Annotated in this window: 11 protein-coding genes; 10 read left to right on the plus strand and 1 reads right to left on the minus strand. The window is 73.7% G+C overall.

The window, feature by feature from the left end; all coding sequences use genetic code 11:
* The 9 genes from ACIP94_RS04660 to ACIP94_RS04700 all read left to right on the plus strand — a co-directional run bounded on the left by ACIP94_RS04660 (nt 1) and on the right by ACIP94_RS04700 (nt 13,373).
* Nucleotides 1-1,266, plus strand: a complete 1,266-nt coding sequence (locus ACIP94_RS04660; RefSeq protein ID WP_402419453.1) for a 6-phospho-beta-glucosidase — start codon at nt 1-3, stop codon at nt 1,264-1,266.
* The gene (locus tag ACIP94_RS04665; RefSeq protein WP_402419456.1) at nt 1,257-2,249 is read left to right on the plus strand and encodes an N-acetylglucosamine kinase; all 993 of its coding nucleotides are present in this window, start codon (nt 1,257-1,259) and stop codon (nt 2,247-2,249) included. The genes ACIP94_RS04660 and ACIP94_RS04665 overlap by 10 nt, the downstream gene beginning before the upstream one ends.
* A gap of 226 nt (nt 2,250-2,475) precedes the next feature.
* Nucleotides 2,476-3,873 (plus strand): hypothetical protein, encoded by a 1,398-nt coding sequence (locus ACIP94_RS04670; protein ID WP_402419459.1) that lies wholly within the window; start codon nt 2,476-2,478, stop codon nt 3,871-3,873.
* Nucleotides 3,874-3,887: 14 nt separating this feature from the next.
* Entirely contained in the window at nt 3,888-4,892 is a 1,005-nt protein-coding gene (locus ACIP94_RS04675; protein WP_402419462.1) for a glutamate ABC transporter substrate-binding protein, read from the plus strand.
* Nucleotides 4,893-4,980: 88 nt separating this feature from the next.
* A complete protein-coding gene (locus ACIP94_RS04680; RefSeq protein ID WP_402419465.1) occupies nt 4,981-6,303 on the plus strand; it encodes a hypothetical protein in 1,323 nt (440 codons plus the stop codon).
* Entirely contained in the window at nt 6,300-9,008 is a 2,709-nt protein-coding gene (locus ACIP94_RS04685) for a tetratricopeptide repeat protein (protein ID WP_402419467.1), read from the plus strand. The genes ACIP94_RS04680 and ACIP94_RS04685 overlap by 4 nt, the downstream gene beginning before the upstream one ends.
* Before the next feature lie 3 nt (nt 9,009-9,011).
* Nucleotides 9,012-10,349: a PP2C family serine/threonine-protein phosphatase gene (locus ACIP94_RS04690; protein WP_402419470.1), complete on the plus strand. Its 1,338-nt coding sequence runs from the start codon at nt 9,012-9,014 to the stop codon at nt 10,347-10,349.
* Nucleotides 10,350-10,472: 123 nt separating this feature from the next.
* Nucleotides 10,473-11,807: a VWA domain-containing protein gene (locus ACIP94_RS04695; RefSeq protein ID WP_402419473.1), complete on the plus strand. Its 1,335-nt coding sequence runs from the start codon at nt 10,473-10,475 to the stop codon at nt 11,805-11,807.
* A gap of 93 nt (nt 11,808-11,900) precedes the next feature.
* Nucleotides 11,901-13,373: an FHA domain-containing protein gene (locus ACIP94_RS04700; RefSeq protein ID WP_402419476.1), complete on the plus strand. Its 1,473-nt coding sequence runs from the start codon at nt 11,901-11,903 to the stop codon at nt 13,371-13,373.
* Nucleotides 13,374-13,537: 164 nt separating this feature from the next.
* Here the strand turns inward: ACIP94_RS04700 and ACIP94_RS04705 are convergent, their stop codons facing one another.
* Nucleotides 13,538-14,515, minus strand: a complete 978-nt coding sequence (locus tag ACIP94_RS04705) for a methyltransferase domain-containing protein (RefSeq protein WP_402419479.1) — start codon at nt 14,513-14,515, stop codon at nt 13,538-13,540.
* 119 nt (nt 14,516-14,634) lie between these two features.
* Between ACIP94_RS04705 and ACIP94_RS04710 the strand changes: the two genes are divergently transcribed.
* Nucleotides 14,635-15,048 (plus strand): globin, encoded by a 414-nt coding sequence (locus ACIP94_RS04710; RefSeq protein WP_402419482.1) that lies wholly within the window; start codon nt 14,635-14,637, stop codon nt 15,046-15,048.
* Nucleotides 15,049-15,131: the final 83 nt, after the last annotated feature.

Consider the following 15,131-nt stretch of genomic DNA (forward strand, 5'->3'; position numbering starts at 1 on the left):
GTGAAGCTCACCGTGGTCGGCGGAGGCTCGACCTACACACCCGAACTCGTCGACGGATTCGCGCGCCTGAGGGACACCCTGCCCGTCGAGGAACTGGTCCTCGTCGACCCGGCCACCGACCGCGTGGAGCTGGTCGGCGCGCTGGCCCGGCGCATCTTCGCCAAACAGGGGCATCCCGGGCGCGTCGTCACGACGCATGACCTGGACCGGGCGGTCGAGGGCGCCGACGCCGTGCTGCTCCAGCTCCGCGTCGGCGGCCAGGCCGCGCGGGAGCAGGACGAGACCTGGCCGCTGGAGTGCGGCTGCGTCGGCCAGGAGACGACCGGCGCGGGCGGCCTCGCCAAGGCGCTGCGCACGGTGCCGGTGGTCCTCGACATCGCCGAACGCGTCCGCCGCGCCAACCCCGGTGCCTGGATCATCGACTTCACCAACCCGGTGGGCATCGTCACCCGCGCCCTCCTCCAGGAGGGCCACCGGGCGGTCGGACTGTGCAACGTGGCCATCGGCTTCCAGCGGAAGTTCGCCGCCCTGCTCGGCGTCGCGCCCGCCGATGTCCACCTCGACCACATGGGGCTCAACCACCTCACCTGGGAGACAGGTGTGCGTCTGGGCGGCCCCGAGGGCGAGAACGTGCTGCCCAAACTGCTCGCCGAGCACGGAGACGAGGTCGCCGACGGCCTGCGCCTGCCGCGCTCCCTCGTCGACCGCCTCGGCGTGGTCCCGTCGTACTACCTGCGCTACTACTACGCGCACGACGAGGTCGTACGGGAGCTGCGCGGCAAGCCGTCCCGGGCCGCGGAGGTCGCCGCCATGGAACGGGAGCTGCTGCGGATGTACGCGGACCCCGCGCTCGACGAGAAGCCGGCGCTCCTGGCCAGGCGGGGCGGCGCCTACTACTCGGAGGCGGCCGTGGACCTCGCCGCGTCCCTGCTGGCCGGCGGGGGTTCGCCGTACCAGGTGGTGAACGCCCGCAACAACGGCACGCTGCCCTTCCTGCCGGACGACGCGGTGATCGAGGTGCAGGCCGCCGTCGGACCGCCGGGACCGACGCCCCTGCCGGTGCCCGAGGTGGACCCGCTGTACGCGGGGCTGATGGCCAACGTGACCGCGTACGAGGAGCTGGCCCTGGAGGCCGCCCTGCGCGGTGGCCGCGACCGCGTCTTCCGGGCGCTGCTCGCCCACCCCCTCATCGGCCGGTACGCGTACGCCGAGACCCTCACCGACCTGCTGATCGCGCACAACCGGGAGCACCTCGCGTGGGCCTGACCGCAAGCGTCCTCGCCATCGACGCGGGCAACAGCAAGACCGACGTGGCCGTCGTGGCCGCCGACGGCGAGGTGCTGGGCACCGCGCGGGGTGGGGGGTTCCGGCCGCCGGCCGTGGGCGTGGAGACGGCCGTGAACACCCTGGCCGACGCCGTGGCACGGGCCCTCGCCGCGGCCGGGGCCGGCTCGGCGGACCATGTCTCGGCCTGTCTCGCCAACGCCGACCTCCCGGTGGAGGAGGAGCGACTGGCGGCGGCACTTCGGGCCCGGGCGTGGGGCAGGAGCGTCGAGGTGCGCAACGACACCTTCGCCATCCTGCGGGCCGGTGTCGCCGAGCCCCGGGGGGTGGCGGTCGTGTGCGGCGCGGGCATCAACTGCGTCGGCATGCGTCCCGACGGCCGCACCGCCCGCTTCCCCGCGATCGGCCGTATCTCCGGCGACTGGGGCGGCGGCTGGGGGCTGGCGGAAGAGGCCCTGTGGTGGGCGGCGCGCGCGGAGGACGGGCGGGGCGGACCCACCGCCCTGGCCCGCACCCTGCCCGCGCACTTCGGGCTCGGCTCCATGTACGCGCTCATCGAGGCGCTCCATCTGGAGCACATCCCGCACGCACGGCGGCACGAGCTGACACCGGTGCTGTTCGCCACGGCCGGGGACGGTGACGCGGTGGCCCGCGCGATCGTCGACCGGCTCGCGGAGGAGGTGGTCGCGATGGCCACGGTCGCGCTGACCCGGCTGGACCTGCTCGGCGAGGAGGCCCCGGTCCTGCTCGGCGGCAGCATCCTGGCCGCCCGCCATCCCCGGCTCGACGACCGGGTCAGGGAGCTGCTGGCCGCCCGTGCCCCCAAGGCGGTCCCCCGGGTCGTCACGGCCCGCCCGGTGCTCGGCGCCGCCCTCCTCGGCCTGGACCACGCACAGGCCCCGCCGAAGGTCCATGCGCGCGTACGGGCGTACTTCGAACACGGGGCGGACGGGGCGGGCGTCTGACCGGCCCGGGGAACCGAACGCCGGCGCATCGCGTATTCATGGGCGGGGGTGGTCCGTCCGGCCCCGGCGAGCCCGGCGTTCCGCACAAACACTGCGATCCGGAAACAAGATCGCATAAAGACCTGTTCGGATGCCGGTTCCGGCGGCGATACTTGCCGCCGTGCACCTGCGCCCGCTCACGCGCCCCGGACGGAGGTGACCGACGGATGACCATGGGGGAGGTCAAGTGACACATCCGCAGCAGGTCGGCGCGCCACCGGTGCCGCCCACGACACCGGCCCCGGTGCCGGCACCGGCACCGCGCCGCGCGGCCTTCGCCGAGGGCGTGGACCGGCTGCGGGCCGCCGCGACCACCGAGCCCGGCCGGCTGCGGGTCATCGGCGCCGTGCTCGCCGTGCTCGTCGTCGCCTTCGGCGCCGTCACCGCCTGGCAGATGACGGACCGTTCGAACGCCGCCGACGACGTCCTGCACAGCAGCCAGCCGCTGAGCGCCTCTGCCGCCGACATCTACCGCTCCCTGGCGGACGCCAACACCGCGGCCTCCAGCGGCTTCCTGACGGGCGGGCAGGAGCCCGCCGCGACCACCAGGCGGTACGAGCAGGACATCCGGACCGCCGCCTCCGGGCTCGTCACGGCGGCCGCCGGCACCGAGGCCGGCTCCCCCGCCGCGGACACCATCGCCAGGCTCAACAAGTTGCTCCCGCTGTACAAGGGCCTCATCGAGCGGGCCCGTGCCAACAACCGCCAGGGCTTCCCGGTGGGCGGCGCCTATCTGCGGGCCGCCAACGACGTGATGCAGCAGCAGATGCTGCCGGCCGCACAGGACCTGTACACCAAGGAGAACCAGCGGCTGCGCTCCGACTACGCGGACGCGACCCCGTACCCCTGGTTCGCCATCGTCCTCGGCGTACTCGCGCTGGCCGCCCTCGGCTGGGCCCAGCGGCGCCACTACCTGCGCACGAACCGGGTGCTGAACCGGGGCCTGGTCGCCGCCACCGCCGCCGCCACGATCGTCCTGCTGTGGCTGCTGGCCGGCCACAGCGTCGCCCGCGCCGATCTCGACTCCTCCTACGCCCACGGCGTCCGCTCGCTGACCGTGCTGCACGACGCGCGCATCGCCTCCCTGAACGCGCGCGGCAACGAGAATCTGACGCTGGTCAGCCGTGGCGCCGAGACGAGGAAGCTCCCGGGCGGGAAGGTCGAGGACGCCTACGACTACGCGTTCCAGCAGGACATGAAGACGCTGTCCGCCACGCTCGCCGAGGCCGGGTCCCTCGCCGACGACCGGGCGGGCCGACAGCCCGTGACAGCCGCCACCGGCAACATGAAGGTCTGGCGGCAGCGACACGCACAGGCGCGGGCCGCCGACGACGACGGCGACTACCAGGCGGCCCTGGACAAGATCATCGGTTCGAAGGCGGACCAGCCGACGGGCGAGTGCTTCGACAGCGTGGACGCGAACCTGGCGAAGGCGCTGGATCATGAGGAGAGTGAGTTCGAACAGGCGGCGGGCGGCGGCCGGGGCGCGATGACCGGACTCCCGCTGGGAGCGGCGGTGCTCGCCGTGCTGGGCGCGGCGGGCGCGGTGCTGGGCATCGGGCGCAGGCTTTCGGAGTACCGGTGAGAGGGGGAGCGGCGATGACCGCACGCCGCCTGAGGGCGAGCCTGAAGGGCTGGGGCGGGGTGGGTGCCATGGTCGTCGCCTGCGTCCTCGCCCTGGTGTTCGCGCTGTCACTGCCGCTCGCCCGCGCGAGCCGGGACGGCGCCACGGGCACCGGCGGCCCCGGCCTCGCGCAGGCCACCCAGGCGAAGGCGGACGACTGCGGCGGACACCCCGAGCGGATGAGCCTGCCGCCGTCCGGTGACGACAAGGGGCCCACGGTCCAGGACATCAAGCGGCGCGGCTATCTGTCGGTGGGCGTCGATCAGAACAGCTACCGCTGGGGCTATCGCGACCCCAGCACCCGGGGCAGCGACCTGGAGGGCTTCGACATCGATCTCGCCCGCGAGATCGCACGTCAGATCCTCGGCAGCCCGAACGCCGTCCGTTTCCACGCCATTCCCACCAACCAGCGCATTCCGGCCGTCCAGACCAGGCAGGTGGACATGGTGGTGCGCACCATGACGATCACCTGCGACCGGCTGGACGAAGTCCGCTTCTCCGACCCGTACTTCGTCACCGGCCAGCAGGTCCTGGCGCCGAAGGCCTCCGGCATCACGGGCTACGACAAGTCCCTCGCGGGCAAGAGGATCTGCTCCGCGGAGGGTTCCACGGCGAACACCCGCCTGGCCGAGGACAGGAAGTCCGGCAGGCTGCCCGCGTCCGCCGACATCTCCACCACGGTCCCCAACCAGCTCGACTGCCTGGTCGAACTCCAACTGGGCGAGGTCGACGCGGTCGTCACCGACGGTGCGCTGGCCGCGAGCCAGGCAGCCCAGGACCCGACCGTGGAACTCAAGGGGAAGCCCTTCACGACCGAGTACTACGGAGTGGCGATGAACAAGGAGGCCAAGGACCTGGTGCAGCGGGTCAACCAGGTGCTCGTGGGCTACCTCGCGAACGGCTGGCAGGTCTCGTACACCAAGTGGCTGTCCCCGACGCTGGGACCCGACTCGGCGGCCTCCCGGCCGCCGTCCTCCTGACTGACGACCCCAACCGACCTGGTACCACTGGAGAGTTGACCCGGCGCACCGGACCACGCACGGGCACGACGAGAGCGAGAGGTGATCGATGGGCGTCACGGGACCCACCGGGCCGGTGATGGACCGGGACGAGGTGGACCGTGCGCTGGCGCGGCTCGGCGCGGAGCACGAGGCCATAGAGACCTCACTCCTCGCCCTGCAGGACCACGCGGGCCGCAGACTCCTCGAAGGCGCCGAACTCACCGGCGTCACCAAGGAGCGCTGGACGTCGACGGAGGCGTCGATCACCCTGCTCTGGGCATACTTCGACGCCTACACGGCCGCCCTGCGCGGCGCGCGCGACATCCGCGCCCGCCGGCGCTGGTCCAGCCGCGAGGACCTCGTCGAACTGACCGAGCTGCTGCGCGGCGCGAGCGTCACCGTCCCCGGAAGCGCCACGGCGACACCGCACGCGCCGACCGTGGCGGGCACCGGCAGGCTGAGCGAGCGGTTCACCCTGGCCCAGCTCGTGGAACGGATGAACGAGCTGTACGCCTCCTCGCTGGACATGGTCGTCGCCGCCGACGCGGTGTGGTCGGCACTGCCCGCCCGGATCGATTTACTGGCCGCGGAGCTGCAACGCACCCGCCGGCTCGCGCACTCCGTCGGGGTGCGCCCCGGAGAGCACCCGGCGGGCGACGACCTTGAGCGGATCACGCGCACCCTGACGAGACTGCGTGAGCAGGTGGTCTCCGACCCGCTGGCGTACTGGACACCCGCGCAGGGCAGTTCGGCTCCCGGCGGCGGCCGGCCGGACACCACGACCTACGACCGCGAGGCGCGCGCCCTGGAGGAGGTGCGCCGGGAGATCGACGCGGTACTGACGGTTCGTCAGGATGCCGAGGCGCGGCTGGTCAAGCTGCGCGATCTGCTCAGCCGCGCGGACCGCACGCTCGCCGAGGCGCGCAGTGCGCGCGGTGAGGTCCTCGCCAAGATCGCCGCGTCGGAGGTGCCCGTGGTCAGCGGCCCGCCGACCGCGCTCCAGGAGCAGTTGGCGACCGCCGCCGAGTACCGCAGACACGCCCAGTGGCACCGCCTCTCCCCGCTCCTGGACTCCCTGGAGCAGCGGGCGGAGGACGAACTGCTGCGTGCCCGCGAGTCGTTGACGGCGGTCACCGCGCCGCTCGCGGTCCGCGCCGAGCTGCGCGGCCGCCTCGACGCGTACAAGGCGAAGGTCGCCCGGCACGGGCTCGCGGAGGACCCGCTGCTGATCGAGAGGTACGACGCGGCCCGCCGCATGCTGTGGAGCGCGCCCTGCGACCTCCGGGTCGCCGAGCAGGCGGTGCTGCGCTATCAGCAGGCCGCCACCGAGATGCTGGGCCAGCGCGTGCCCCGGCAGGGCGAACCGGCGGACCGGAGGGAGCAAGCATGAGCCAGGCAGGACAGACATGCCAGCGACCCGGCTGTGAAGGATCGTACGAGGACGTGGGCGGCGGCGAGCTGTACTGCGACACCTGCGGTCTGGCACCGGTCGTCTCGGCGAAGGGGACGGTCGGCTCGGTGGCCACGGGCGTCTCCGCGGGCGGCCGGGACTCCGGAAGTCCGGGCGTCGACGCCGCGCGGCCCAGCTCCCGTACGTCGTCGCGATCGTCCCGCTCGTCACAGTCCCGGCGCTCGGTGTCGGGGCGGCTGACGGGCAGGTCCACCGGCCGGTCGGTGTCGGTGCGCAGCTCCGGCTCCACAAGCGGGAGTTCCGGGCGCAGCCGCCTCGGCCTCGGCCTGGTGCAGGTGCCGGACGTGCCACGGCCCGACCCCCGGGCGATGGTGCTGGAGAACCCCGAGGTGCCCGAGCGCAAGCGGTTCTGCTCGCGCTCCGACTGCGGGGCCCCGGTGGGGCGCGCCCGCGGCGACCTCCCGGGGCGCACGGAGGGGTTCTGCACGAAGTGCGGCCACCCGTACTCGTTCGTGCCGAAGCTGCACGCCGGGGACATCGTGCACGGCCAGTACGAGGTCGTGGGCTGCCTCGCGCACGGCGGGCTCGGCTGGATCTACCTGGCGGTGGACCGCGCGGTCTCCGACCGGTGGGTCGTCCTCAAGGGCCTGCTGGACACCGGCGACCAGGACGCGATGGCAGCCGCGATCTCCGAGCGGCGGTTCCTGGCGGAGATCGAGCACTCCAACATCGTGCGCATCTACAACTTCGTGGAGCACCTCGACCAGCGCACCGGCTCGCTCGACGGCTACATCGTCATGGAGTACGTCGGCGGAAAGTCACTGAAGGAGATCGCCAACGAGCGGCGCACCCCGGACGGACGCCGCGATCCGCTGCCGGTGGAGCAGGCGTGCGCCTACGGCATCGAGGCGCTGGAGGCGCTCGGCCATCTGCACAGCCGCAACCTGCTGTACTGCGACTTCAAGGTCGACAACGCGATCCAGACCGAGGACCAGCTCAAGCTGATCGACATGGGCGCGGTGCGCAGAATGGACGACGACGAGTCGGCCATCTACGGCACGGTGGGCTACCAGGCGCCCGAGGTCGCGGAGACCGGCCCCTCGGTGGCGAGCGACCTCTTCACGGTCGCGCGCACCCTCGCGGTGCTCACCTTCGACTTCCCGGGCTACACCACCGTCCATGTGGACTCGCTGCCCGACCCCGACACCGTCGAGGTGTTCCGCCGCTACGAGTCCTTCTACCGGCTGCTCGTCCGCGCCACCGACCCCGACCCCGCCCGCCGGTTCGCCTCCGCGCAGGAGATGTCGGAGCAGCTCACCGGGGTGCTGCGGGAGGTCGTCGCCCTCCAGACGGGCCGGCCCCGGCCCGCCCTGTCGACGCTGTTCGGGCCGGAACTCAAGGTCACGGACGCGGAGTTGTTCCCGCGGCTGGACGGGGATGTCTCGCGGCTCGGCGCGCGGGTGGTGCCCGCGCGGCGCCGCGGCAGCGCGACAGCCGCGCTCGTGCACCCGGGGAGCGGCGCGCCGCAGGGTGCGGTCGCGGTCCCGGGGACGGCCGCCGTCACCTCAGGGGCCACCGCCTCCCCTGCCGCCGTCACCTCAGGGGCCATCGCCTCCCCTGCCGCCGTCACCTCAAGGGCCACCGCCTCCCCTGCCGCCGTCTCCCCTGCCGGTTCTCCGAGGAAGGACACAGGCACGGGCGCGGGCACGCCGGGCGCCCGCCGTCCCGGGGCCTCGGTCGTCGTCAAGGCCGTCGACACCGCCGCCGCGGCGCTCGCCCTGCCGGTGCCCCTGGTCGACCCCGGCGACCCCAACGCCGGTTTCCTGGCCGGTCTCATGGCCTCCGCGCCCGCGGAGCTGATCGCCGCGCTCCACGCCGCGCCCGCGCCCTCCCCGGAGCTGCGGCTGCGTGAACTGCGGGCCCGCCTGGAGATGGGCGAGACGGACAGCGCCGGGCGGGCGCTCGCGGCCCTGGAGGCGGACCACCCCGACGACTGGCGGGTGGTCTGGTACCGGGGTGTCACGGCGCTCGCCACCGGCGACCACGAGGCCGCCGCGCTCTCCTTCGAGGCGGTCTACGACGCCTTCCCCGGTGAGCCCGCCCCCAAGCTGGCGCTCGGCCTGTGCGCGGAGGTCCTCGGCCAGCTCGACAACGCGGCCGACTACTACGGGCTCGTGTGGACCACCGACCCCAGCTATGTCAGCTCGGCGTTCGGCCTGGCCCGCGTGCAGCTCGCCGCCGGTGACCGTCACGGCGCCGTACGCACCCTGGAGTCCGTACCGGAGGCGTCCATCCACTACACCGCGGCCCGGGTCGCCGCCGTACGGGCGCGGCTGCGGCAGCGGACGAACCAGGGGCCCGATCCGGCCTTCCTGGACGACCTCGTGGCCGCCGCGGGGCAGGTCCAGGCGCTGGAGGCATACGGCCTGGACGCCGTGCGCCGCGAGCAGTTGTCCACAGAGGTCCTCGGCTGCGCCCTGGACTGGGTACTCTCCGGTAGCCGGAGTTCCGCGCCGTCCGCGGCGGGCGGCCGGGCGCTGCTCGGCAGTGATCTCGACGAGCGCGGCCTCCGCTTCGGCCTGGAGCGCTCGTACCGGACGCTGGCCAGGCTCGCGCAGGGCGGCGAGGAGAGGATCGACCTGGTGGAACGTGCCAACCGTTACCGCCCCCGGACGTGGGTGTGATCGATGTCCCAGATGCCCCAGCCGACGGCCCTTTCGCGGTGCCCCAGTTGTGAGGAGCCCCTGGAGTCGGGCGACCGCTATTGCGGCGCCTGCGGGTACGACCTGTCCGTGGTGCCCGCCCCACCACCGGACACCCCCACCCTGACGATGAACGGCACGGTGCCGCGCCCGGCCCCGGAGGCCGGCGCGGTCGACTGGCCCGCCGCCCCGGCGGCGGCCGGCGCCGAGGCGCACGCCCCGGTGCATCTGCCGACGGACCTCGCGGGCACCGACTCCGGCGGCTCGCACCTGCCCGCGGCGGACCCGGCCCAGGGCGCCTCCAGGGGCGTACGGTTCGACCGCCCTTCGGAGCCGGACGACTACCCCCTCGCGGCGCCCCAGCCGGCCGACCCGCGCACGGCGCCCCCGGCGCCCCCCGCCGCCGAGCCCAAGGTCTGCGTGGCCTGCCGCACCGGGAGCGTGGACGGCGACGGATACTGCGAGCACTGCGGCCACGCCCAGCCGCGCGAACGGGACCATATGGAGCAGGAGTCGGGCCCGGGCGCCGCGGTCAGCGACCGCGGTCTGCGCCACCACCGCAACGAGGACGCCTTCGCGCTCTCCCAGACCGTGCTGCCCGACGGCTCGCCCGCCCTCGTCGCGGTCGTCTGCGACGGCGTGTCCTCGGCGACCCGCCCGGACGAGGCCTCCCTCGCCGCCGCCCGCGCCGCGAGCGAGGCGCTCCTCGCGGCCCTGCCGTGCGGCACCCATCCCCAGCAGGCCATGCACGAGGCGATCGTCGCCGCCTCACACGCCGTCAACGCGCTGGCCACGGAACCGGAGACGGCCCAGGAGCACACCCCGCACCAGAACGCCCCCGCCTGCACCCTGGTCAGCGCCGTGGTCACCGCGAGCCTGCTCATCGTCGGCTGGGTCGGCGACAGCCGCGCCTACTGGGTCCCCGTGGACCGCACCGCTCCCCCGGCCCGGCTCACCGAGGACGACTCGTGGGCCGCCCAGATGGTCGCCGCGGGACTGATGAGCGAGGCCGAGGCGTACGCCGACGAGCGCGCTCACGCGATCACGGGCTGGCTCGGCGCGGACGCGTACGAACTGGAGCCGCACACCGCCGCGTTCAAGCCGGACCGGCCGGGCGTGGTGGTGGTGTGCACGGACGGTCTGTGGAACTACGCGGAGGCCGCCGAGGAGATGGCCGAGGTGGTGCCGTCCGATGCGGAGCGCCGGCCACTGCACGCCGCCCGGGTGCTGCTGGGCCACGCCCTGGACGGCGGGGGCCACGACAACGTAACAGTGGCGGTGCTCCCGTTCCCGGCCCCGCCGCAGAGGGCAGGATCCGCCTGACGGGTGTCCCGTGTCCGGGGCACCCCCATGGCCGGCCGGAGCGGCCGCAGGACCGGAGGGGACCGGTCCGCGATCAGTCATCACCCCACGCCGGTGGGGTCTTCAAGGGGGACCAGAGTAGGCATGGCCAATTTCTCGAAGTCGAACGTGCCGCAGTTCTCGGTGGACGTCTACCAGAACGAGTACCTTCCGGTAGGCGGCCGTGAGGTCAACGCCATCGTGACGGTGTCGGCGACCGGCGGCGGCACGGTCGCGGCCCCCCACCCCTACTCGGCTGGGCAGGTCCCGGGCGCGGCCGTGGCGATCATGGTCGACTGCTCGGGGTCCATGGACTACCCGCCGACCAAGATGCGCAACGCGCGCGACGCGACCGCCGCGGCCATCGACACCCTGCGCGACGGCGTGCACTTCGCGGTGATCGGCGGCACCCATGTGGCCAAGGAGGTCTACCCGGGCGGCGGGCGGCTCGCCGTCGCCGGCGCGACCACCCGCGACCAGGCCAAGCAGGCGCTGCGCAGGCTCGGGGCGGGCGGCGGCACCGCGATCGGCACCTGGCTGCGGCTGGCCGACCGGCTGCTGTCCTCGGCGGATGTCTCCATACGCCACGGCATCCTGCTCACCGACGGCCGCAACGAGCACGAGTCTCCCGAGGACCTGAGGGCCACGCTGGACGCCTGCTCCGGCCGTTTCACCTGTGACGCGCGTGGAGTGGGCACCGACTGGGAGGTCAAGGAGGTCACCGGGATCGCCTCCGCGCTGCTCGGCACCGCCGACATCGTCGCCGATCCGGCCGGTCTGGCCGCCGACTTCACGGGGATGATGGAGACGGCCATGGGCAAGGAGGTCGCGGATGTCTCGCTGCGGCTGTGGACGCCGGTCGGCACGGAGATCCAGTTCGTCAAGCAGGTGGCGCCCACCGTCGCGGACCTGACCGAGCGGCGGACGGAGGTGGGGCCTCGCGCCGGGGACTACCCCACGGGGTCCTGGGGCGACGAGTCCCGCGACTACCACGTGTGCGTCCGGGTTCCGGCCGCGCACATCGGCCAGGAGATGCTGGCCGCCCGGGTGTCCCTGGTGATCCCGCGGAGCGACGGCAGCACGGAGAACCTCGGGGCCCAAGGGCTCGTACGGGCCGTGTGGACCGACGACATGGCGGCGTCCACGTCGATCAACCCCCAAGTCGCCCACTACACGGGGCAGGCCGAACTGGCGCAAGCCATCCAGCAGGGAATAGATCTGCGCAAAGCGGGCGATTTCGATGGCGCAACGGCCAAGCTGGGCAGGGCGGTTCAACTCGCCAGCGCGTCGGGGAACGCGGATACTGCGAAACTGCTTGCGAAGGTGGTGGACGTGGTCGACGCCGCGACAGGTACTGTGCGACTGAAGACGAAGGTCGCGGAGGCCGACGAGATGACACTCGAGACCCGGTCCACAAAGACTGTTCGTGTAAAGAAGTGACCAGTACGTCCCGACAGCGACGAGCCTGACCCCCCGGGGTCGGAGAACCACGCCGGTCCCGGTGACCGGAGAAGGAGAGGGGGAAGCGCCGACATGCCGACCTGCCCGAACGGACACCAGTCGGGTTCCGACGACTGGTGCGAGGTCTGCGGTCACCGTATGGCCGGTGCCGTACCCCCGCCGCCTCCGCCGCCGCCCGCCACCGGTTACGGCTATCCGCCGCCCCAGGGCGCGGGCGGCCGGCCCGGGGGACGCCCGCTGTCCGCCGTACCGGACCCCGAGCCGGAGCTCTGCCCGCAGTGCCGTACGCCCCGCGAGGGCGGTGCGCCCTTCTGCGAGGAGTGCCGGTGGAACTTCCTGACGAACACGGCGACCACCTACACCCCGGCCGCACCGCGCACGCCGGCGCCCAACCCGGGGCTGCGCTTCCAGCAGGGCGGGCAGACCGGGCCCGGGGCCGATCCGTTCGACTACGAGCGGTCGCGGCCGTCCCAGGTGAACCGGCCCGCGGAGCCGATACCGCCGGGCCCGCCGTTCGGCAGCGAGCCGTCCGGGCCGACGGGCTTCGGCCCGGACCCGTCGCGCCCGTCCGCCTTCGGTAACGACGCCTCCCGTCCATCCGGCTTCGGGAACGACGCCTCCCGCCCGTCCGGCTTCGGCAACGACGCCTCGCGGCCGTCCCCGTTCGGTGCGGATCCCTCGCGTCCGGTTCCGCCGCCTGCGCCGACGTCCGGTGGTCCCGGTGGTATCGGTGGCCCCGGCGGTCCGGGGGGCCCGGGTGGTCCCGGCGGTTTCGGTGGTCCGGGCGGTCCCGCTGGTCCGGGCGGTCCCGCTGGTCCAAGCGGACCCGGCGGTCCGAGCGGATCCGGTGGTCCGGGCGGTCCCGGGGAGTACCAGCAGGGCGGTGCGCCCACCGCGTTCCGGCGGCCCGGCCCGCCCGCCCCGCCGCCGACGCAGGGCGGCTTCCCGCCGCCCGCCCCGCCGCAGTCCGGGGGCCCCTCCTTCGGCGGCGGTGACGACGACTGGGTGATCTCCCCGCCGTCGCCGTCCTCGGCGCCGCGCGGTCCCGGCGGCCCCGGTCAGGGCGGCGGCTACGGCTACCCACAGCCCGGCTCCGCCCAGGCCCCGCCCCCGCCCGGCCCCTACGAGCGGCAGCAACCGGTGACCTGGACCGCCACCATCGGTCCGGACCGCGAGTACTTCCTGGCGATGATGCAGCGCTCCGGCCCCGAGGCCGCGGGCCTGAACCTGCCCGCGTACTCCCCGGAGCAGCAGCGCACCCTCACCGGCACCCAGGTCACCATCGGCCGTCGCCGCCACTCCACCGGCGACACGCCCGACATCGACCTGTCGGTGCCGCCGGAGGACCCGGGCGTCTCGCACCAGCACGCGATCCTGGTCCAGCAGCCGGACGGCTCCTGGGCGGTCGTCGACCAGAACTCCACGAACGGCACCACGGTCAACGGCGGCGAGGAGCCCATCCAGCCCTTCGTGCCGGTGCCCCTCCGGGACGGGGACCGGGTGCACGTGGGCGCGTGGACGACGATCACGGTCCGCCGGGGCTGAGCACGCGCTCCGCGTACGCGTACGAGGCGCGTCGGATGTCCTCGTACACGCACGCGGCGCGTCGGACGTCCTCGTCCGCGTACGAGGCGCGTCGGACGTCCTCGTACGCGCACGCGGCGCGTCGGACGTCTTCGAACGCGCACGCGGGCCTGTCACGCCGGTCCTCAGGGCAACGGCCAGGTGTACGGCCCCTCCGGGTCGTCCAGCCAGGCCCAGGAGCGATCGCCGCTGACCGTGATCCCGAACCGGTCCCGTTCGGGCTGCCGCTCGTGCTCCCACAGCGCGTACGCCTCGTACGGGGTGAGGCTCTGCCGCGTCAGGCCCAGGAGGAACCGGAACAGATCGTGACCGCGGGCCCGGCGGGGCAGTCCGCCCAGGTCCTGCTCCGGCTCGGACGGGGTGCCGCCGCGCAGCGGTACGAAGTAGGCCGCCGTGGGCAGAAAGCGCCCCTCGGCGTGCCCGCCCTCCCGCACCCGCAGCGCGATCAGCCCGGTCGCGAGGGGCGCCAGGATGCGCGCACCCGGACGGCACTGCCCGAGCCAGGCGTGCGGGACCGTGGGCAGCGCGCAGGTGGCGATGATCCGGTCGAAGGGGGCGCGCTCCGGTACGCCGCGCGCGCCGTCGCCCGTGACCACCGTCGGGTGGTACCCCGCGGCCGCCAGCTGCCCCCGGGCGGTCTCGGTGATCTCCGGATCGAGGTCGACGGTGGTGACCAGGCCGTCGCCGAGACGGTGGCAGAGCAGCGCCGCGTTGTACCCGGTGCCGGTGCCGATCTCCAGGACGGCGTTGCCGTCCTCGACCTCCAGCTCGGCCAGCATCTGCGCCATCAGTGAGGGCTGGCTGCTGGAGGAGAGCAGCTCCCCGTGGCGCACCCGGGTGGCCAGCGGGGCGTCCTCGTACGCGCCGCGCAACCACTGCTCCCGGAGCCCCGGGTCGGACTCGTCACACGTTCTGCGCACGTAGCCGCCGAGGATACCGATGTAGTAGTACGGCACGAAGAGATGGCGCGGCACGGCCTCGAACGCCTCCCGCCAGACAGGATCGGCGGCCCAGGCCCCGCTCGCGTCGATCTCCCGTACGAGTTCCGCCCGCGCCGAGGCGGCGAGGTCCCGCAGATCGTCATCGAGGGCGTGCCTGGCCATGCCTCCACTGTGCTGCGGAAGGCGGCCCGGAGGCGAACATCCCTCGTGCCGCCCGTTGCCCGGGGCCCGGCCGGCCGCGGGAGGCAAGCCCGGAGACCTCGGTCCCCGCGTCTGAGACCATGGAGCATGTGAGAGAGATTCGGCGCGGCACGCTTCAGGAGCAGACCTTCTACGAGCAGGTCGGCGGGGAGGAGACCTTCCGCCGCCTCGTCCACCGTTTCTACGAGGGGGTGGCCGAGGACCCGTTCCTGCGTGCCATGTACCCGGAGGAGGACCTCGGCCCGGCCGAGGAGCGCCTCACCCTGTTCCTGATCCAGTACTGGGGCGGCCCGAGCACCTACAGCCAGAACCGCGGCCACCCCCGTCTGCGGATGCGGCACGCCCCGTTCACCGTGAACCAGGCCGCCCACGACGCCTGGCTGAGGCATATGCGCGTGGCCGTCGACGAACTCGGCCTGTCCCAGGAGCACACGACCACGCTGTGGAACTACCTCACGTACGCGGCGGCGTCGATGGTGAACGCCCCGGAGTGAGGCATGGGAGTGACGGCATCGGAGTGACGGCTCCGGACCGGCGGCCCCGGTGGATGCTCGGACGTCTCCACTCTCCCCGGTCC

Source organism: Streptomyces sp. NPDC093261 (assembly GCF_044753645.1).
GTDB lineage: Bacteria > Actinomycetota > Actinomycetes > Streptomycetales > Streptomycetaceae > Streptomyces.